16 protein-coding genes and 1 pseudogene are annotated in these 18320 nt (G+C 52.3%); 7 read left to right on the top strand and 10 right to left on the bottom strand.

Translation table 11 applies throughout. The features are described from left to right. Window positions 1-276: 276 nt before the first annotated feature. The 9 genes and pseudogenes from ACMHXH_RS14875 to ACMHXH_RS14835 form a co-directional block, all read right to left on the bottom strand. Window positions 277-534: pseudogene (locus ACMHXH_RS14875) on the bottom strand (transposase); the annotation flags it as partial. Between the two features lie 73 nt (window positions 535-607). Continuing rightward, window positions 608-1006: an 8-oxo-dGTP diphosphatase MutT gene (gene mutT / locus ACMHXH_RS14870; RefSeq protein WP_039033600.1), complete on the bottom strand. Its 399-nt coding sequence runs from the start codon at window positions 1004-1006 to the stop codon at window positions 608-610. Then, on the bottom strand, window positions 1003-1218 hold the full coding sequence (gene yacG, locus ACMHXH_RS14865; protein ID WP_039033599.1) for a DNA gyrase inhibitor YacG: 216 nt from the start codon (window positions 1216-1218) through the stop codon (window positions 1003-1005). Before yacG ends, mutT begins: the two co-directional genes overlap by 4 nt. Window positions 1219-1262: 44 nt before the next feature. Beyond that, window positions 1263-2003 carry a cell division protein ZapD gene (zapD, locus tag ACMHXH_RS14860; protein ID WP_071476769.1) on the bottom strand — a complete coding sequence of 247 codons (741 nt, stop codon included), beginning with the start codon at window positions 2001-2003 and terminating at the stop codon, window positions 1263-1265. After that, complete coding sequence (gene coaE / locus ACMHXH_RS14855) at window positions 2000-2611, bottom strand: dephospho-CoA kinase (protein ID WP_039033597.1); 612 nt, start codon at window positions 2609-2611, stop codon at window positions 2000-2002. The genes zapD and coaE overlap by 4 nt, the downstream gene beginning before the upstream one ends. After that, the gene (locus ACMHXH_RS14850; protein WP_071476771.1) at window positions 2612-3526 is read right to left on the bottom strand and encodes a prepilin peptidase; all 915 of its coding nucleotides are present in this window, start codon (window positions 3524-3526) and stop codon (window positions 2612-2614) included. A gap of 74 nt (window positions 3527-3600) precedes the next feature. Beyond that, the gene (locus ACMHXH_RS14845) at window positions 3601-4869 is read right to left on the bottom strand and encodes a type II secretion system F family protein (RefSeq protein ID WP_039033595.1); all 1269 of its coding nucleotides are present in this window, start codon (window positions 4867-4869) and stop codon (window positions 3601-3603) included. Between the two features lie 175 nt (window positions 4870-5044). Then, on the bottom strand, window positions 5045-6748 hold the full coding sequence (gene pilB / locus ACMHXH_RS14840; protein ID WP_071476772.1) for a type IV-A pilus assembly ATPase PilB: 1704 nt from the start codon (window positions 6746-6748) through the stop codon (window positions 5045-5047). Between the two features lie 21 nt (window positions 6749-6769). Next, window positions 6770-7219, bottom strand: a complete 450-nt coding sequence (locus tag ACMHXH_RS14835) for a pilin (RefSeq protein ID WP_071476773.1) — start codon at window positions 7217-7219, stop codon at window positions 6770-6772. Window positions 7220-7242: 23 nt separating this feature from the next. Here ACMHXH_RS14835 and ACMHXH_RS14830 point away from each other — a divergent pair, with 23 nt between their 5' ends. Further along, window positions 7243-7668, top strand: coding sequence for a hypothetical protein (locus ACMHXH_RS14830; protein ID WP_143078424.1), 426 nt, complete (start codon window positions 7243-7245; stop codon window positions 7666-7668). Between the two features lie 660 nt (window positions 7669-8328). Here ACMHXH_RS14830 and nadC read toward each other — a convergent pair. Then, window positions 8329-9189, bottom strand: a complete 861-nt coding sequence (nadC, locus tag ACMHXH_RS14825; RefSeq protein WP_039033591.1) for a carboxylating nicotinate-nucleotide diphosphorylase — start codon at window positions 9187-9189, stop codon at window positions 8329-8331. A gap of 158 nt (window positions 9190-9347) precedes the next feature. On the opposite strand from nadC, the gene ampD reads away from it, so the two are divergent. The 6 genes from ampD (at window position 9348) to lpdA (ending at window position 18156) form a co-directional block, all read left to right on the top strand. Beyond that, complete coding sequence (gene ampD / locus ACMHXH_RS14820) at window positions 9348-9926, top strand: 1,6-anhydro-N-acetylmuramyl-L-alanine amidase AmpD (RefSeq protein WP_052247998.1); 579 nt, start codon at window positions 9348-9350, stop codon at window positions 9924-9926. Window positions 9927-9979: 53 nt separating this feature from the next. Continuing rightward, window positions 9980-10831 (top strand): beta-lactamase regulator AmpE, encoded by an 852-nt coding sequence (gene ampE / locus ACMHXH_RS14815; protein WP_039033590.1) that lies wholly within the window; start codon window positions 9980-9982, stop codon window positions 10829-10831. Between the two features lie 246 nt (window positions 10832-11077). Then, window positions 11078-11830 (top strand): pyruvate dehydrogenase complex transcriptional repressor PdhR, encoded by a 753-nt coding sequence (pdhR, locus tag ACMHXH_RS14810; protein WP_039033589.1) that lies wholly within the window; start codon window positions 11078-11080, stop codon window positions 11828-11830. 72 nt (window positions 11831-11902) lie between these two features. After that, on the top strand, window positions 11903-14569 hold the full coding sequence (gene aceE, locus ACMHXH_RS14805) for a pyruvate dehydrogenase (acetyl-transferring), homodimeric type (protein ID WP_101055960.1): 2667 nt from the start codon (window positions 11903-11905) through the stop codon (window positions 14567-14569). Window positions 14570-14582: 13 nt separating this feature from the next. After that, a complete protein-coding gene (gene aceF / locus ACMHXH_RS14800) occupies window positions 14583-16568 on the top strand; it encodes a dihydrolipoyllysine-residue acetyltransferase (protein ID WP_071476774.1) in 1986 nt (661 codons plus the stop codon). Between the two features lie 157 nt (window positions 16569-16725). Then, entirely contained in the window at window positions 16726-18156 is a 1431-nt protein-coding gene (lpdA, locus tag ACMHXH_RS14795; RefSeq protein WP_071476775.1) for a dihydrolipoyl dehydrogenase, read from the top strand. Window positions 18157-18320: the final 164 nt, after the last annotated feature.

Raw genomic sequence — 18320 nt, 5'->3', positions numbered from 1 at the left:
CATCGCCAGACGCCTAACAAACAAAAAAGCCCTAGCTGAATGCTAGGGCTTTTTTGTTTGTCTCGCTTCCAGCGAGCACGACTTAACATGCAGCCCAAAGCTGCTGGCGCAGTGTGTGCCCCTCAGCTCGCAGCCAAGCTGCTTCGCGCTACAGCCATCTATCAAGCTGTGCTTGATGAGCAGATGTCTTTCGCCCCCATGTGAGATGGTGCTGTGGATATGTTGAGAATGGCTCGACTGGTTTATCTGGTCAGATTTATCCAGTCCCTGATCTATCCAGCCCCTGGAGCACAGAGATTTCACCCGACCAGTATTCTCAATGAAGGTATTCCAGGCTCGGGATGCTTACTCAACAATTTGCTCGTAGCAATCGAATACTCGGTTGGAAAGACAGTGTTGTCTGAGCCATTGCCAAACTTGCTCCATCGGGTTCAGATCTGGGGAATAGGCTGGTAGCTTAATCAAAGTGAGATTTGAGAAAGGTATTGCCGTATCCATAGTATGCCAGCCTGCGCCAGCAACGATGACCTCTGCAGAGGTGATTTGGGATATCTGCATCGACAAGACAGGGATAATAAAAAGCCAGCTTAGGCGGCTGGCTTAGGGCTTAGTTTGAAAACTCTGTAAGGATTTTATCAAGAATAGGTTGGTTGGCGTCCGGGAAGGTGTATTCCGGGAGCTTTTCCAAGTGTACCCACTCGACTTGCTGTCCCTCGACACCATAAGCCGTACCACTGAATTCAGTGACCAGGTGAATATCCAGTAATACTTGTTTGTCGGGATAGTCATAAGACAACAACATAAAAGGAGTGGAATCTGCTATGTTGAGGCCGACTTCTTCTGTGAGTTCTCTGGCGAGCGCTTGGGTGACGGTTTCGCCGGTTTCGACTTTACCGCCGGGGAACTCCCATTTTCCACCTTGATGCAGATGCCCATGGCGCTTGGCCAGTAGGATCTGTTCGCCGGATTTGATAATACCGACTGCGACATGAACTCTTTTGGTCATGATTGATCCTTGAAGAAATTGCCTTCATCGTAACCCAGCTCATCCAGCATTTGCTGATCAAATTCTGGCTTCACCGGGATAGCATGTTTCTCTGAGGCCCAATCTCCAAGATCTATGAGTTTACAACGCTCGCTACAGAAGGGCTTGAATTTGGATTCGGGGCTCCATTCCACCTCTTTTTGACAGGTGGGGCACTTAACTGTGATAGGCATTTTTGTGTCTCTCGGGCTAACTGATGGCGCCCATGGTAAAGAGTTTAGCCGCAGGTCGCCAGTAGGAATTTGACCGTTCTGTCTGAATGTTTCTGCTGTTCGAACTGGACAAAGTGAATGGCAAAACGATTCCTATGGCCACTTATGGTGGGGTAGCAGCCCTGTTCGGCGTCAAGCTTGACTCTAACCAGTGACAGGCTTTGTTGACTATCGCCTTGATAAAAGCCGGCATGGGCGACAGCCTCTCGGTACTCACAGCTCATGCGGGTTAGTTGCAACAGCAGGCTGATAGGTTGCAGTAAACTCCTGAAGTGGTTGGTCCATTGGCGATACTCTTGGCTGCGTTCTTCCCAAGGTTTCGCCAGCCAAAAGTGGAGCTGTGGCAGATCGAAGTTACAGCAAGCACCAGGCATACTGAATCTCTGTCTGAGCGCCGATATAAATCTGTCTTGTTTCAGCTGGCTACCTGGACGCTGCGGGCGTTGCAGCTCTTCTCTGGCATGGGAGAATTGTTCAAGATAGTGCTGTAGCTGTTGTTGATCGACTTGTTCCTGCTGTTGCCAGTTTTGCAGCTGGATTAATTGGCGGTCGATGTCTTTGATGACTTCGCTGCGGTAATCACAGCGTTCGGTAAGTTCACAGAGAGAGAAAAGCGGATAGAAGCATCTGTGTTGATGATCTTGCTGCAGGTTGTTATCCAATTGACGAGCGAGATATTCCAGACGCAGATAACTACGGATCTTTTCATTTAGCGGCTGTTCGAATATCAGTTCTGTCGTGTTCATGAATTTTTAATGTCTGCCAGCTGTAAGTATTTATTATGCAGCGCCAGTACCTGGGCCTGTAACGCGTCGATCTCTCCCTGATTGTCAATCACATCATCGGCCTTATCGAGTCGGCTCTGGCGGTCGCTCTGGCTATTGATAATGTTTTGAACCTGCTCCTTAGACACCATGTCCCGTTCAATAGTTCGCTGCAATTGTAATTTGGGTGAAATATCTACAACTAATGTGCGATCTGCCAGTTTGTCCAGGCCGTTCTCAAACAGTAAGGGAACCACCATAATGACATAAGGAGAAGCCGCCGTCTCAAGCCGTTCCAGCATGCGGGTACGTATCATGGGATGCAACAGGGCATTGAGCCACTCCCTGTCTTGCGGATGATGAAATATCTGTTCCCTCAGCGCCGCCCTATTCAGGGTGCCCTCAGGTGTCAGCATCTGAGGGCCAAATTTATCGCCAATTTGCTTAAGGCCATCTGAGCCTTTTGCGACTACTTCTCTGGCAATGATATCGGCATCAACCAAGACAATGCCTTGCTCGGCAAACAGATTGGCTACTGTCGTTTTACCGCTGCCTATGCCCCCTGTGAGGCCTACAATAAAGTTCGCCATTTAAAGTGTTCCCAAGTACCAGTCAACTATCTGTTGCCCCCACACCAGGGCAACCCAACCTGCTATGGCAATATAGGGGCCAAAGGGAATGGGGTTACCCCGATTGAGGTTCTTGAACACTATGAGTAACACACCTACCAGGGCGCCCACCAAAGAAGAGAGCAGAATTATCAGTGGTAGCATCTGCCAGCCCAGCCAGGCGCCAAATAAGGCCATAAGCTTGAAGTCGCCATAGCCCATGCCTTCCTTGCCGGTGATTAATTTGAACAGCCAGTAGATAGACCAGAGGCTTAAATAACCGGCTGCGGCGCCTATGGTGGCATCGGTAATGCTGGTAAAAGTGCCGGAGATATTAATCAGTAAACCGAGCCACAGCAGCGGCAGGGTAAGCTGATCAGGCAGTAGCATCTCATCTAAATCTATGCCGCTGAGGGCTATCAGTCCAAAGGTCAGAATAGTGGCGTAAACAAACTGCAATGTTGGGCCAAAATACCAACCGAGCGTACAAATGAGTAGGGCCGTCAACAACTCGAACATAGGATATCTTGCCGAGATTTTGGCCTTACAGGCGGCGCATTTACCGCCAAGCATCAGGTAGCCGATTATGGGTAAGTTGTGCCAGGGTTTGATATGAGCACCACACTTGGGGCAGGCAGACTTTGGCAGTAACAGATTGTACTTGGCCGGGTAGTTATCTATTGCAGCATTGAGCTTGGCTTCACCTATCTGTTTAGTGAGTTCGGGTTGGTATTCCTGCAGGTATTGATTGCATTCCTGCTGCCATTCGCGCTTCATCATTACCGGCAGGCGGTGGATCACTACATTGAGAAAGCTGCCTATCACAGAGGCAAACAGAAAACAGAGAACAAGAAAGAGCCACAGATTGTGGCTCAATATGGCAATAAAGTCTGACATCGAATATTACACTGCCCTAAAAATGGTGTTAAAAGTGCTGCTTGTTATTATTGCACCGGCTTTGATACTGAGGTTTAACCTACCACGTTACCCATTTGGAAGATAGGCAGGTACATACCTACAATAAGACCGCCTACCAGAGTACCTATGACCACCATCATAATGGGTTCAATCAGGCTGGAAAGCCCGTCTACGGCGTCATCTACCTGCATCTCATAAATATTGGCTATCTTGTTGAGCATATTATCCAGTGAACCGGATTCCTCACCTATCATCACCATCTGGATCAGCATATCGGGAAACAGCTTGGTGGTACGCATAGCTACGTTCATCTGCATACCGGCCATCACTTCGGTACGTACATTCAGCAGGGCCTTGCGGTAGACATAGTTACCGGAGGCGCCGGCGGCAGACTCCAGGCCATCAATCAGCGGTACCCCGGCGGCAAAGGTAGTAGCCAGGGTGCGGGCGAAACGGGCCATGGCAGCCTTATGGAGGATTTCGCCAATCAGGGGAATTTTAAGCACCATTTCATCGATACGGTTACGAAACTTTTCCGAGTTGCGATGGGCGCGGACAAACAGCCAAACCCCGATAACAATCGCCGCGAGAAACAGATACCAGGTACTTTGCAGCCAACGGCTTATATTAACTATCAGTTGGGTAAAGGCGGGCAGTTCAGCGCCAAAGCCGGCAAAGATACTTTCGAACTGAGGTACCACAAACAGCAATAGCAGCACAGTAACTGCTATGGCAACCACAACTACCGCCGCGGGATAGAACATGGCTTTTTTAATCTTGGATTTGAGCGCCTCGGCTTTCTCTCTGTAGGTCGCGATACGGTCAAATACCGCATCCAGAGAGCCGGAATGTTCCCCGGCGGCCACCAGGTCGACATAGAGATCATCGAAATAAGCCCTGTGGGGGCGCAGTGCGTCGGAAAGGGGAATACCTGCCTGAACATCGGCCAGCACAGTGCCCAGCAAAATACGCACCTTGTTTTTCTCATGGCCGCGGGCAATCAACTCGATGGAGGTCACCAAGGGCACACCTGCGGCCAGCATGGTGGCTATCTGGCGGGTGATCACCGCGATATCCATCGGCTTGATTTTTTTATCACCGCCAAAGAGAGAGGCAGACTTTTTACGTACCAGTTTGGGATTAATCCCCTGGTTTTTCAGTAAGCTTTTGATTTCGGCAATGCTGGCGCCGCGCAATTCGCCGGAGCTTTGCTTGCCATCGCGATTAAGACCTTTCCAGGTGAAGGTGTAGATCTTGGCTTGAGCCTTGGCACCTTTGGTTTTGGCTTTATTATTTTTAGCTGTTGCCGTTGCTGTGGCCATAATAGTTCCTTGGAATAAACGGTTTGCCGTGCCTGCATATAATTTTAGTCGGGTTAACCCTGGCCTGCCTGCAGCGAATGGCGTTAAGCACTCATGTTGTGGCGCTTATGCTATGGCACTCACGCTTTGGCACGCCGGCTTTGGATATCACAGTCGCTGTCTGGCTTGGCAGGCATCAGTAACTGGTTACCCGGTTGACCTCGGCAATGCTGGTGACGCCCTGAATGACTTTAAGCAGGCCAGACAGGCGCAAATCCCTCATTCCCTGCTGCTTGGCGGTGGCGGCAATCTGCAGTGAATTACCACCTTCCATAATGGTTCTGGCAATTTCATCGGACATCTTCATCACCTCATAGATACCGACCCGGCCCTTGTAACCGCCGGAGCAGTGCTCACAGCCGCAGGGCTTATAAACGGTAAAACCGCTATCTATCTGTTGCTGGCTGAAGCCCAGCTGCAGCAGTTCATGTTCGGGGATCTCTTCCGCTTGTCGGCACTCGGGGCAGAGACGGCGGGCCAGGCGCTGGGCAATAATCAGGTTGACCGAACTGGCAATGTTGTAGCCGGGTACGCCCATATTGAGCAAACGGGTGAGGGTTTCGGCCGATGAGTTGGTGTGCAGGGTCGAGAGCACCAGGTGGCCGGTTTGTGCCGCCTTGATGGCGATTTCGGCGGTTTCCAGATCGCGAATTTCCCCTACCATCACCACGTCCGGATCCTGACGCAGGAAGGAGCGCAGCGCCGAGGCGAAGGTTAACCCGGCCTTGGGGTTGATATGCACCTGGTTAACCCCTTCGAGGTTAATCTCCACCGGATCTTCAGCGGTGCTGATATTGCGCTCCTCGGTATTGAGAATATTGAGGCCGGTATAGAGGGACACGGTTTTCCCCGACCCCGTGGGGCCGGTAACCAGGATCATCCCCTGGGGTCTTGCCAGCATCTCCATATAGGCTTGTTTCTGGTCTTCCTCGTAACCGAGTTTTTCGATTCCTAACTGCGCCGAAGAGGAGTCGAGGATCCGCATCACTATCTTTTCGCCCCAGAGGGTGGGCAGGGTGCTGACCCGAAAATCTATGCTCTTGTTGCGCGACAGCCGCATCTTGATGCGGCCATCCTGGGGCACCCGGCGCTCGGCGATATCCAGCTTGGACATCACCTTCAGTCGCGCCGATATCCGCCCGGAAAGTGAAATCGGCGGCTCGGACACCTCATGGAGTATGCCATCGATACGGAAACGGATGCGGTAGCGCTTCTCGTAGGGCTCGAAGTGCAGATCCGACGCCCCCTTGCGGATGGCATCGGTGAGAATTTTATTGATATAGATGACGATGGGGGCATCGTCCTTGCCTTCATTATCTTCCGGGCGCTTGTCGGTATCTGTGACTTCGATGCCGGCGAGGGACTCTTCATCCAGGCCATCGAGATCCAGCGAGCTCAAGTCCTCTTCCAGTACCTTTTCCAGCGCTTTGGCTAACTTGTCCTCTTCGACCAGTATCGCTTCGGCATGCAGGCCGGCGCTGAACTGAAAGTCTTCCAGGGCGGCGATATTGGTGGGATCCGAGGTGGCAATATAGAGGCGATTGCCGCGCTTGAACAGCGGCAGGCATCTGTGTTTGTCGATCAGTTTCTTGTTGAGAAACTCATCCGGAATGCTGCTTAGGTCAAACTCATTGAGATCCAGCAGCGGGGTGCCGTACTCCTCATAACAGAGCTCGGCTATGCTGCGGGCAGATAAAAGCTTACTGGTCACCAGGGTGGTGACCAGGGCTTGCTTGTCTTTTTGCGACTGCTTGATGGCCTCCGTCAGGCTGCTCTCGTTGAGCAGCCCCTTACGGATAAATAGGGTCGATAATCCCAGATGGAGGCCGGTGGTAGGCATCTTGTATCTTCGGCAGTTTTTTTAACAGAATTTACTACAGTTATCTGCCCAAGTTACTCGGCCTAATGTGGTGTCATATGTTCCTGTTAATACATATGTATCTGTTGTTTTTATTCCACCTTTGGCTATAGGTGTAACTGTTATTGTGCCCGCTGTATTTGATGTTGTGGCCCAAGCAATTCCTGAATAGGCACCTACTGTTATGCCTGTAACATCCGCAGGAACACTCGTTGGGTTAGCTGTAGTTGATGCAGCACAATTGGTAAATCCGCCCTCGGTTTGAGCACAAACTTCTACAGCAGTTTTAACCCCACCAGCAGCAGCGACGACTTCGGTGTATCTTGCTTTATCTGTATATGTTTGATACGCAGGTAGTGCGATGGCCGCCAGAATACCGATGATCGCGACAACTATCATCAATTCGATCAGGGTAAAGCCCTGAGCACGCTTGTTGAGTTTGATACCTTTCATTTGCTTTCTCCATTGTTGCCGTCTTGAGTGAATCGGTAACTCGATTCCCTGTTACTCGTATTCCTGTGATGCCTGTAAATATTCAGGCGGTTTTCCCGGCTTGCCAGCTTAGTGGGGATGACCCCAAAGCCTATCTGGATCCAGACTCAATCAGTTCAGCAAAACCATTTAAGTTTATCGTATGTCGTTCCGGCAAACCGCACCTCAAGGAACTGAGCATTTACTCAAATCACAATTTTTACATTTGTAACTTTATTGTGTGTCATAAAATAGCAGTTTGGGTGGTTACCTTGTCGGTGAGGTTGGCCGACGCGGCCATCTCGCCTGCCCTAAAAGTTAGTATAAAGTTACTAAAAAGGGAATCTGTAATAGTGAAAAAACCACCTGAAATAGCGGAAAAAATCAAAATTGTTACCCACCACCAAGTTTTGCTGGTAACAATATTTTGACGCTTTGCCCTGTTTGTGTCAGGGATGTGGCGTTGTCAAAAAAATGCTTGGCTCCCCTTTGGTGGTAAATAAGGTTGTTAATGGTTTGTTTTGTTTTGTTGGGCTGTTTGGGAGCGGATTTTGGGGTGGATTTTTGGCGGGGAATGGGTGGTTTTTTATAGCTGGTTTTACCTATGTGGGGTTTCATGCACAGGTTTTGTGCATGGACTTTGTGCATGGACTTTATGCATGGACTTTATGCATGGGCTTTATGCATGGACTTTGTGCACGGGCTTTATGCATGGACTTTATGCATGGACTTTATGCATGAGTTTTATACTGGTGCCGAGTGAGGTACACAAACCGTGCCTGCCTGAGGACGAATATTACCCTGGGATAAAGTCATCTGACGGGCCAGGGGCTGAGTCAGGGGCAGAGTTAGGGGCTGAGCTTGGGTAGAGTCAGGGCAGGAGCCGTCTTGGAGCGGCGGGCTTGGGGCGGCGGTTTTCAGTGGAGTGGCGAGAGCTTGACTGAGAATAAGGCGCAGATGCTGCAAGCTGCAATGGCAAGCGGATGAGTATTGTGCGGTTAACGGCGGGGCTTGGCGGTTAACGCCTGCTGGGGTGATATTTGTGCTGAAATTGGCATACCCCTGGCGTTAGGGGCATGCCTGCCAAGATCTCAGCCTTTGAGGCGCATGGAGAGGTCCATGGCCCGTACATGCTTGGTCAGGGCGCCGACCGAGATAAAGTCGACACCGGTTTGGGCGAAGGCAGTTATGGTTTCCAGAGTGACATCGCCGGAAACTTCCAGTTTGGCACCCAGTCCCTTGGCCTTAAAGCCATTATTGAGCTCTACTGCCTGCAGCATCATGGTGACATCGAAGTTGTCCAACATAACAATATCGGCGCCGCCCTCCAGCGCTTGCGCCAGCTCCTGCAGGGTTTCTACTTCGACTTCCACAGGTTTGTCCGGGCGCAGTGCACGTGCGGCCGCAATCGCCTTGGCGATACCGCCGCAGGCCATAATATGGTTCTCTTTGATCAGAAAGGCGTCGAACAAACCTATGCGGTGGTTTTTGCCGCCGCCGCAGGTGACGGCATATTTTTGCGCCGTCCGCAGGCCGGGAAGGGTCTTGCGGGTATCGAGCAAACGGCATTGAGTGCCCGCCAGTTTGTCGCAGTAAATCTTGGTCAGGCTGGCTACGCCTGAGAGGGTTTGAATAAAGTTCATCATGGTGCGCTCGCCGGTGAGCAGCAGGCGCGCCGGGCCGGAGAGTTCACACAGCAGCTGATTGGGCAGCACAAGATCGCCATCATCCACATGCCAGTGCAGGGCCACTTCGCCTCCGAGCTGGTTAAATACCTGCTCAGCCCAGGCTTTACCGCAGAAAACACCTTCTTCGCGGGTAATAAGGGTAGCTTCGGCATATTTGTCTGCCGGGATCAACAGGGCTGTGATATCGCCCTCGGAGGCCTTCTGGTGGCCAAGATCTTCGTCCAGTGCGGCTTTGACACTGACCCTGATATCATTTTCGAGCATGATACGCGTCCTTGATTGACTCGGGATTATAGAGGAAATTTATGCTGCTAGATTAGCATAATAAGGGGCGCTGCTGGTATTGTGTTGGAGGTTCAATTGGCTGTGGCTGGGCTCAAAGTTATTTTGAGCCAATGTGACTACAGTCAAGGTGCTGCTGTATGTATGGTTATCAGAGTCAGGGGAGTGAGCATTTGGCGCAGCAACTATGGGTTGAAGGCTGGTATAAAGAGGCTGAACCTAGCCCTTCACCTCACTTTAATCACAGGCCCGATGGCGAGGTGAGCCTTCTGGTGATCCATAATATCAGTCTGCCAGCCGGCTGTTTTGGTCTGCCTTATATAGAGCAGCTGTTTTTGGGAACCTTGGATACTGAAGCCGATCCCAGCTTTGCCGAGCTTAAGGGGCTGGAAGTGTCGGCGCATTTTCTTATTCGCCGTGATGGTGAATTGCGCCAATATGTTTCGGTCGACCAGCGCGCCTGGCATGCCGGGGTATCTAACTTTGCCGGTCGTAGCGGCTGTAATGACTTTGCCGTCGGCATAGAGTTGGAGGGCACAGATGATTCCGGCTTTACCGAGGCGCAGTACCATAAACTTATTACCCTGAGCCAAAGTTTACGGTTGGCCTACCCGGATATCACCAAAGAGAGAATAGTAGGTCACAGCGATATTGCCCCTGGGCGCAAGACAGACCCGGGCCCGGGGTTTGATTGGCAAAGGTATCTGCAGGCGCTGTGACGCGTGTCGCTTTGAGATGGCCACAGGCCTAAAGAGAGCATGGAGAAGAAGAGATGGCACTGTTTTCCCTGTTGATCGCGATTATTGTTGAACGTTTGAAACTGCTGCCGGCTCGTTGGCAGTTGGACAGTGGGCTGCGCTGGTATCAAAGGCAGATGTTTACCGACAGCCAGCTGAGTACCACAACTGGCATGATACTGGCGCTCTTGCTACCGGCTGTGAGTGTGGCAGTGGCGTTGTGGGTTGTGGATGGATGGTTTTGGGGCTTGCCTTCGCTGCTGCTGTGGGTGGCGCTGGCGGTAGTGTGTTTTTCCCACCAATATCAAAGGCGTTTATTTAAGCGATATGTGCAGGCTGCTTGCCGCGGTGATGTGCAAGCCAGTTTTCATTTCGCCGGAGAGCTGGACTGCAGTGAATGCCTGGATGCGGTCAGCGAACGCGAGTTGGGCGCCAGGGTAGGCCAGAGCGTGGCCTGGCTCAACTACCGCTATTATGGCGCCGTGGCGCTGTTCTTTATCCTATTTGGTCCGGTAGGCGCGGTATTTTATTGCAGCGTGCGTTTTTTTGATGAAAGGCGCCAACGCTTGGCTAAAGAGTGGCCTGTGGTAGATAAGCTGCTGTATTGGCTCGACTGGTTGCCGGCACGGATCATAGGTTTTGGTTATGTGCTTTGCGGTCATTTCAGCAATGCTTTTCCGTTATGGTGCCAGTTGGCGTTGAAACGGGAGGCGACGCCCAGGGAGATAGTGACCCAAGTGGCGCTGGCTGCTGAAACTCTGCCGGATGATGAAGATGTGCCTGTGTCGGTACAGTCTACCTTGGCACTGCTGGCCTTGAGTAAGCGTAACTCAACTTTACTGCTTACTATTTTGTCGCTGTTGACCATTTTTGGTCTGGTGAGTTAGTGCCGAATAAGTGTGTTTGCGGTTTTGCTGCGGCGGGGCTTGGGTTTAACCAGGGCTTTGCCGCAAACAGGGCCCAAAGCTGCTTGTTAATTGGTCTGACCCCAGAGGGAAAAATATAGGCTATGCTCACACATCGTGAGTTGACTTGATGCAGATCACTAACTGGACTTTAAAAGTGTGATTTGATAAAGTGCGCTCACTCGTAGAAATTGGTAAGACCAATTTACAATAGGAGCTGAGGGCCAGATGGCTTATAGCAAAATCAGTCAGCCAAAGATTTCTGACGTCATCATGAATCAGTTGGAGCAGATGATCCTAGAAGGCAGCTTGCAGCCGGGTCAGAAGTTACCTCCTGAACGCGAGTTGGCGTTGCAATTTGAAGTCTCCCGTCCCTCATTGCGGGAAGCGATTCAAAAGCTGGAAGCAAAAGGATTATTGCTGCGCCGCCAAGGCGGTGGTACCTACGTTAAAGAACAGTTGTGGCAGAGTCTTGCCGATCCCATAGTCGAACTTATGCAGGGTGATCCGGAGAGTCAATATGACTTGCTGGAGTTCCGTCATGCCACCGAAGGCATGATGGCTTATTTTGCCGCCCTGCGCGGAACTGACGCCGATATGCAGAATATCCAGCGAATGATCCAGGAAGTGGAAGACGCCGAGGGAATTGAAGCGCAAGCGGCCGCCATTGTGCATTTTTACCGGGCGGTAGCCGAGGCATCACATAATGTTGCTATGCTGCACCTGGTGCTGAGTTTAACTCCTGTGCTGCATCAGAATGTGGCGCAAAACCTGGAGCTTCTGAGCCGTCGTGAAGAAGCTTCATCCATGGCGAATAAACATAGGCGGGCTTTGCTGGCCGCTATTATTCGCCGCGATCCCGAAGCCGCGCGTGAAGCGTCCAATGACCACTTGAGTTATATCGAGGAAGTCATGTTGTCGGTACGGGAAGAAGATAGCCGGTTGCAGCGTAGCTTGCGCCGTTTGAAGAGCGGCGTGTAGCCCAGGGTCGGCCCAGTGCCCACCTTAGGACGTCGCAATCACTATTAATACAATGTATAGAAGGACAGTGTCATGTCTGAAAATATGCTACAAGACTTGGATCCGTTAGAGACACAGGAATGGGTAGAATCCCTGCAAGCCGTATTGGAGCAGGAAGGTCCCGAACGTGCTCATTACCTGTTGGAAAAGCTGATCGACAAGGCTCGCCGTAACGGTACTCACCTGCCTTACACTGCCACTACTGCTTACCTGAATACCATTCCTGCCGGGCAAGAGCCTCATATGCCGGGCAACCAGGAGATGGAACGTCGCATTCGCGCCATTGTGCGTTGGAACGCGTTGGCTATGGTACTGCGTGGTTCCAAGAAAGATCTGGAGCTTGGTGGTCATATTTCCAGTTTCTCATCCAGTGCCACTATCTATGATGTGTGCTTTAACCACTTCTTCCGTGCTCCCAACGAGAAAGACGGCGGCGACCTGGTTTACTTCCAGGGCCACATTGCCCCCGGCATCTATGCCCGTTCTTTCCTCGAAGGTCGTCTGAGTGAAGAACAGCTGGCCAACTTCCGTCAGGAAGTGGATGGCAAAGGCCTGTCCTCCTATCCGCATCCCAAGCTGATGCCTGATTACTGGCAGTTCCCTACGGTTTCCATGGGTCTGGGCCCTATCCAGGCCATTTATCAGGCGCGCTTCCTTAAGTACCTGACTGACCGTGGTATCAAGGATTGCTCCGAGCAAACCGTGTATTGCTTCCTGGGCGACGGCGAGTGTGACGAGCCGGAAGCGCTGGGTGCCATCGGTCTGGCCGCTCGTGAAGAGCTGGATAACCTGGTGTTTATCGTTAACTGTAACCTGCAGCGTCTCGACGGCCCTGTACGCGGTAACGGCAAGATCATCCAGGAGCTGGAAGGTGAATTCCGCGGCGCCGGTTGGGAAGTGGTCAAGGTTATCTGGGGCCGTTACTGGGATCCATTGCTGGCCAGTGATACCAGCGGTAAGCTGCTGCAACTGATGAACGAAACCGTTGACGGTGAATACCAGAACTGTAAAGCCAAAGGCGGTGCCTGGACCCGTGAACACTTCTTCGGTAAGTATCCTGAAACCGCCGAGATGGTAGCCAACATGTCAGACGATGACATCTGGCGCCTGAACCGTGGTGGTCACGATCCGGTGAAGATTTACGCCGCGCTCGATAGAGCCAAGAAGACCAAGGGTCGCCCAACCGTTATTCTGGCCAAGACAGTGAAAGGTTATGGTCTGGGTGATGCCGGTGAAGGCAAAAACATTGCCCATAACGTCAAGAAGATGGACATTGAAGCCATTCGTCACTTCCGTGATCGCTTCAACATCCCAATCCCTGATGACAAGCTGGATGAAATCCCCTTCTACCATCCGGGACCGGACTCCGAAGAGGTTAAATACCTCAAGGAACGCCGTGAGGCCCTGATGGGTTATCTGCCTGCCCGTCGGCAGAAGTTCAGCGAAGAGCTGCAAGTGCCTTCACTGAAAATTTTTGATGCGGTTCTCAAAGGCTCCAACGGCCGTGAGATCTCTTCTACCATGGCCTTTGTGCGGGTATTGACTGCCTTGCTGAAAGATAAGGGCATAGGTAAGAAGATAGTACCTATCATCCCGGATGAGGCCCGTACCTTTGGTATGGAAGGTCTGTTCCGTCAAGTGGGTATCTATGCTCACGAAGGGCAGAAATATGTGCCTCAGGATGCGGATCAGGTTGCTTACTATCGTGAGGACAAGTCCGGTCAGGTGCTGCAGGAAGGGATTAACGAGCTGGGCGCCATGTCCTCTTGGGTATCGGCTGCGACCAGCTACTCGGTCAATGATACGCCGATGATCCCTTTCTACATCTATTACTCCATGTTCGGTTTCCAGCGGATCGGCGATCTGGCCTGGGCTGCCGGCGACATGCGCGCCCGTGGCTTCCTGGTCGGTGGTACTTCCGGCCGGACTACGCTGAACGGCGAAGGTTTGCAGCACCAGGATGGTCACAGCCATATTCTGGCCAACACCATTCCTAACTGCATCAGCTATGACCCAACCTATGGTTATGAAATTGCCGTTATCGTTCAGGATGGTATTCGCCGCATGTATGGCGAAGATCAGGAAGATATCTTCTACTACCTGACCACAATGAACGAGAACTATGTTCAACCTGAAATGCCACAAGGCGTGGAAGAGGGCATAGTCAAGGGTATCTACAAGTTGGAAAGCGTTGCCGGTTCCGGTAAAGGCAAAGTCCAGCTGATGGGTTGCGGCACTATTCTCGAGCAAGTACGCAAGGCGGCACAGGCGCTGGCGAAAGACTTCGGTATCAGCACAGATGTGTTCAGCGTTACCAGCTTCAACGAACTGGCGCGTGATGGTCAGGCGGTTGAGCGCTGGAACATGCTGCACCCAACTGAAACCGCCAAGGTGCCTTATGTAAGCACAGTGCTGGCAAAAGATGCGCCTGCGATTGTGGCGACCGATTACATGAAGATCTATGGCGAGCAGCTGCGCGCTTACGTGCCTTGTGACTACAAGGTGCTGGGTACCGACGGTTTCGGCCGCTCTGACAGCCGCGCCAACCTGCGTCACCACTTCGAAGTGGATGCCAAGTTCATCGTGGTTGCTGCGCTCAAGTCGCTGGTGGACCGCAACGAGCTGCCGGTAGATGTTTTGGCCAAGACCATTGCCGAATATGGCATCGACGCCGACAAGATCGACCCACAGCACGCGTAAGAGGTGAAGCAGAATGGCTGATATGAAACAAGTACTGGTTCCCGATATTGGCGGGGACGAGGTACAGGTTATTGAGATCTGTGCCAATGTGGGTGACAGCCTGGCGGCTGAAGACTCCATTATTACCGTTGAAAGCGACAAGGCGACCATGGATATTCCTGCGCCCTTCGCCGGTGTGCTCAAAGAGCTGAAAGTGGCCGTTGGCGACAGCGTGTCTGAAGGCACCTTGATAGCCTTGATGGCTGCCGAAGGCGCAGAAGCTGCAGCTGTTGCAGAGGCGCCCAAGGCTGAAGCCGCGCCTGCTCCGGCAGCGGCTCCCGCTCCTGCTGCAGAACAGGCGGCGCCGGCCGCACCTGCAGCCGGTGGCAGCCAGGTCATCGAAGTGACAGTGCCGGATATTGGCGATGCCGCAGATGTCGATGTTATCGAAGTGCTGGTGAGCGAAGGTGAGGCTATCGAAGCCGACGCCGGGTTGATCACGCTGGAAACCGATAAGGCGACCATGGATGTACCTTCGCCTCAGGCGGGTACAGTCAAGTCACTGAAAGTGAAGGTTGGCGACAAGGTTTCCCAGGGCTCTTTGGTGTTACTGCTGGAAGTTGGCGCTGCTGCTTCTGATGCACCGCAAGCGCCACAAGCAGCGGCTTCTGAAGCCGCACAGCCGGTGGCTGCTCAGGCTGCCGCGCCTGCCACAGTTGCAGTGAAAGAGATTGCGGTTCCCGATATCGGTGATGCTGCCGATGTGGACGTTATCGAAGTGCTGGTGGCGGTAGGTGATGAGATCAGTGCCGATCAAGGGCTGATCACGCTGGAAACCGACAAGGCGACCATGGAAGTGCCGGCGCCCTTCGGTGGCAAGCTGGTTTCTCTGACCGTTAAAGTGGGTGACAAGGTGTCTCAGGGTAGCGTGATTGCCACGGTTGAGACTCAAGGCGCCGCTCCTGCAGCAGTTGCTGCACCGGCAGAAGCCCCTGTTCAGACGGCTCCAGCCCCAGCTCCGGCGGCCGCGCCTGCAGCGCAGAGTCGCCCACCTGTGCCGCATCATCCGAGTGCCGGTGCCCAGCCTAACACAGGTGCGGTACACGCTTCTCCGGCGGTACGTCGCCTGGCCCGTGAGTTCGGTGTTGATCTGACTCAGGTGAAAGGTACAGGTCGCAAGGGGCGTATCCTCAAAGAGGATGTGCAGGCCTATGTGAAATATGAACTGTCACGGCCCAAGGCCACGGCGGCGACTTCTGTCGGCGGCGGCAGTGGTCTGCAGGTTATTGATGCACCTAAGGTAGATTTCAGTAAGTTCGGTGAAGTGGAACAAGTGCCACTGACCCGGATCCAGAAGATCTCCGGCCCTAACCTGCACCGCAACTGGGTGACCATTCCCCATGTGACTCAGTTCGATGAGGCTGATATCACAGAGATGGAAGCTTTCCGTAAGCAGCAGAACGAACTGGCAGCCAAGCAGAAGCTGAATGTGAAGATCACTCCGTTGGTGTTCATGATGAAGGCGGTTGCCAAGACGCTGCAGCAGTTCCCGGTATTTAACTCCAGCCTGAGCCCGGATGGTGAATCGCTGATCCGCAAGAAGTACTACCACATAGGAGTGGCGGTCGATACGCCAAACGGTTTGGTGGTGCCAGTGGTGCGTGATGTGGACCAGAAAGGGATTATCGAGCTCAGCCGCGAGCTGACCGAAATTTCGATCAAGGCCCGTGACGGCAAGCTTAAGGCGGCCGACATGCAAGGCAGCTGTTTCACTATCTCCAGCCTGGGGGGGATCGGCGGTACCGCGTTTACGCCTATCGTCAACTATCCTGATGTGGCAATTCTCGGGGTGTCCAAGTCTGAGATTAAGCCGAAGTGGAACGGTAAAGAGTTTGAGCCAAAGCTGATGTTACCACTGTCACTGTCTTATGATCACCGGGTGATCGACGGGGCGATGGCGGCACGCTTCAGTGTCACTCTGTCAGGGATCTTGTCCGATATTCGTACAATGATCCTCTAACACAACAGGCTGCCCCTCGGGGCGGCCTTTTGTTTATTGTGATCAGTGTCAAACACGGGTTAAAATGCGCCCACCTTACGAGACAAGCACTTTCGAGCTGGCGTATCGCAGGTTGGGCTGGCTGTCCCCAACGGAATGAAAGAAATCAGAGGAAAAAATGAGTAACGAAATCAAAACTCAGGTAGTGGTATTAGGTGCTGGCCCTGCTGGCTATTCTGCGGCTTTTCGTGCAGCAGATTTAGGCCTGGAGACAGTGATTGTTGAGCGTTTCAGCACTCTGGGTGGCGTATGCCTGAATGTGGGTTGTATTCCTTCCAAAGCCCTGTTGCATGTAGCCAAAGTGATTGAAGAGGCCAAAGCGGTATCGGATCACGGTGTTGTGTTCGGTGAGCCAAAGATAGACCTCGATAAGCTGCGTGGCTTTAAAGAGAAAGTGATCGGCCAACTGACCAATGGTCTTGGCGGCATGTCCAAGATGCGTAAAGTGAAGGTGGTTAACGGTTTCGGTAAGTTCACTGGCCCCAACAGCCTCGAAGTGAAAGGTGCCGACGGTGAAACCACAGTGGTTAACTTTGACAACGCCATCATAGCTGCCGGCTCTCGTCCAATTCAGCTGCCTTTCATTCCGCATGAAGATCCACGTATCTGGGACTCTACCGATGCACTGGAACTGAAAGAGATCCCAGGCAAGATGCTGGTGATGGGCGGCGGTATCATAGGTCTGGAAATGGGTACTGTTTACTCGTCTCTGGGCAGTGAAATCGATGTGGTTGAAATGTTCGACCAGGTGATCCCTGCGGCTGATAAAGACGTGGTTAAGGTCTTTACCAAGCAGATCAAGAAGAAATTCAACCTGATGCTGGAAACCAAGGTAACAGCAGTTGAAGCCAAAGAAGACGGTATTTATGTGTCTATGGAAGGTAAGTCGGCACCTGCCGAGCCAGTGCGTTACGACGCAGTGCTGGTGGCCATTGGCCGTACTCCAAATGGCAAGCTGATCGATGCTGACAAGGCCGGGGTCAAGATTGATGAGCGTGGCTTTATCAATGTCGACAAGCAACTGCGTACCAATGTGGCCAACATTTTCGCCGTGGGCGATATCGTTGGTCAGCCAATGCTGGCTCACAAAGGTGTGCATGAAGGCCATGTGGCCGCAGAAGTGATTGCCGGTATGAAGCACTTCTTCGATCCTAAGGTTATCCCATCTATTGCTTACACAGATCCTGAAGTGGCTTGGGTTGGTCTGACCGAGAAAGAAGCCAAAGAGCAGGGCATAGCATACGAAACCGCGACCTTCCCATGGGCAGCCAGTGGCCGTGCTATCGCTTCCGATGCCAGCGAAGGTATGACCAAGCTGATTTTCGATAAAGAGACTCATAGAGTGATCGGTGGTGCCATTGTGGGTGTCAACGGCGGTGAGTTGCTGGGTGAAATCGGCCTGGCTATCGAGATGGGTTGTGATGCCGAGGATCTGGCGCTGACCATTCATGCTCACCCGACTCTGCACGAGTCTGTAGGGCTGGCGGCCGAGATCTACGAAGGTTCAATCACAGATCTGCCAAACCCAAAGGCAAAAAAGAAAAAGTAATCTGCTGATTGGGGACTTGTCCCTGGCAGTATTGAAGTCGGGCCCAGTTAGCTGGGCCCGATTTTTTATATCAAGTGCAACCCTTGTAAACGAACTGTTGTTTACAAGATGAAATTCGGTGGTCTAGCTGGTACATTCAAGACTGGTCATCAAGGTCATTCATC

The sequence above is a fragment of the Shewanella sp. BJSY2023SW001 genome, from assembly GCF_047314685.1.
GTDB lineage: Bacteria > Pseudomonadota > Gammaproteobacteria > Enterobacterales > Shewanellaceae > Shewanella > Shewanella indica.
This window is presented reverse-complemented; position numbering and strand designations above follow the sequence as displayed.

Bases quoted from the DNA above. Each gene is read 5' to 3' on its own strand.
- mutT (WP_039033600.1), bottom strand. From the start codon at position 1,006: ATGACCAAAAGAGTTCATGTCGCAGTCGGTATTATCAAATCCGGCGAA.
- yacG (WP_039033599.1), bottom strand. From the start codon at position 1,218: ATGCCTATCACAGTTAAGTGCCCCACCTGTCAAAAAGAGGTGGAATGG.
- pilB (WP_071476772.1), bottom strand. From the start codon at position 6,748: ATGCCTACCACCGGCCTCCATCTGGGATTATCGACCCTATTTATCCGT.
- lpdA (WP_071476775.1), top strand. From the start codon at position 16,726: ATGAGTAACGAAATCAAAACTCAGGTAGTGGTATTAGGTGCTGGCCCT.
- aceF (WP_071476774.1), top strand. From the start codon at position 14,583: ATGGCTGATATGAAACAAGTACTGGTTCCCGATATTGGCGGGGACGAG.
- ACMHXH_RS14835 (WP_071476773.1), bottom strand. From the start codon at position 7,219: ATGAAAGGTATCAAACTCAACAAGCGTGCTCAGGGCTTTACCCTGATC.
- pdhR (WP_039033589.1), top strand. From the start codon at position 11,078: ATGGCTTATAGCAAAATCAGTCAGCCAAAGATTTCTGACGTCATCATG.
- ampE (WP_039033590.1), top strand. From the start codon at position 9,980: ATGGCACTGTTTTCCCTGTTGATCGCGATTATTGTTGAACGTTTGAAA.
- nadC (WP_039033591.1), bottom strand. From the start codon at position 9,189: ATGCTCGAAAATGATATCAGGGTCAGTGTCAAAGCCGCACTGGACGAA.
- ACMHXH_RS14850 (WP_071476771.1), bottom strand. From the start codon at position 3,526: ATGTCAGACTTTATTGCCATATTGAGCCACAATCTGTGGCTCTTTCTT.
- aceE (WP_101055960.1), top strand. From the start codon at position 11,903: ATGTCTGAAAATATGCTACAAGACTTGGATCCGTTAGAGACACAGGAA.
- ampD (WP_052247998.1), top strand. From the start codon at position 9,348: ATGTATGGTTATCAGAGTCAGGGGAGTGAGCATTTGGCGCAGCAACTA.
- coaE (WP_039033597.1), bottom strand. From the start codon at position 2,611: ATGGCGAACTTTATTGTAGGCCTCACAGGGGGCATAGGCAGCGGTAAA.
- ACMHXH_RS14845 (WP_039033595.1), bottom strand. From the start codon at position 4,869: ATGGCCACAGCAACGGCAACAGCTAAAAATAATAAAGCCAAAACCAAA.
- zapD (WP_071476769.1), bottom strand. From the start codon at position 2,003: ATGAACACGACAGAACTGATATTCGAACAGCCGCTAAATGAAAAGATC.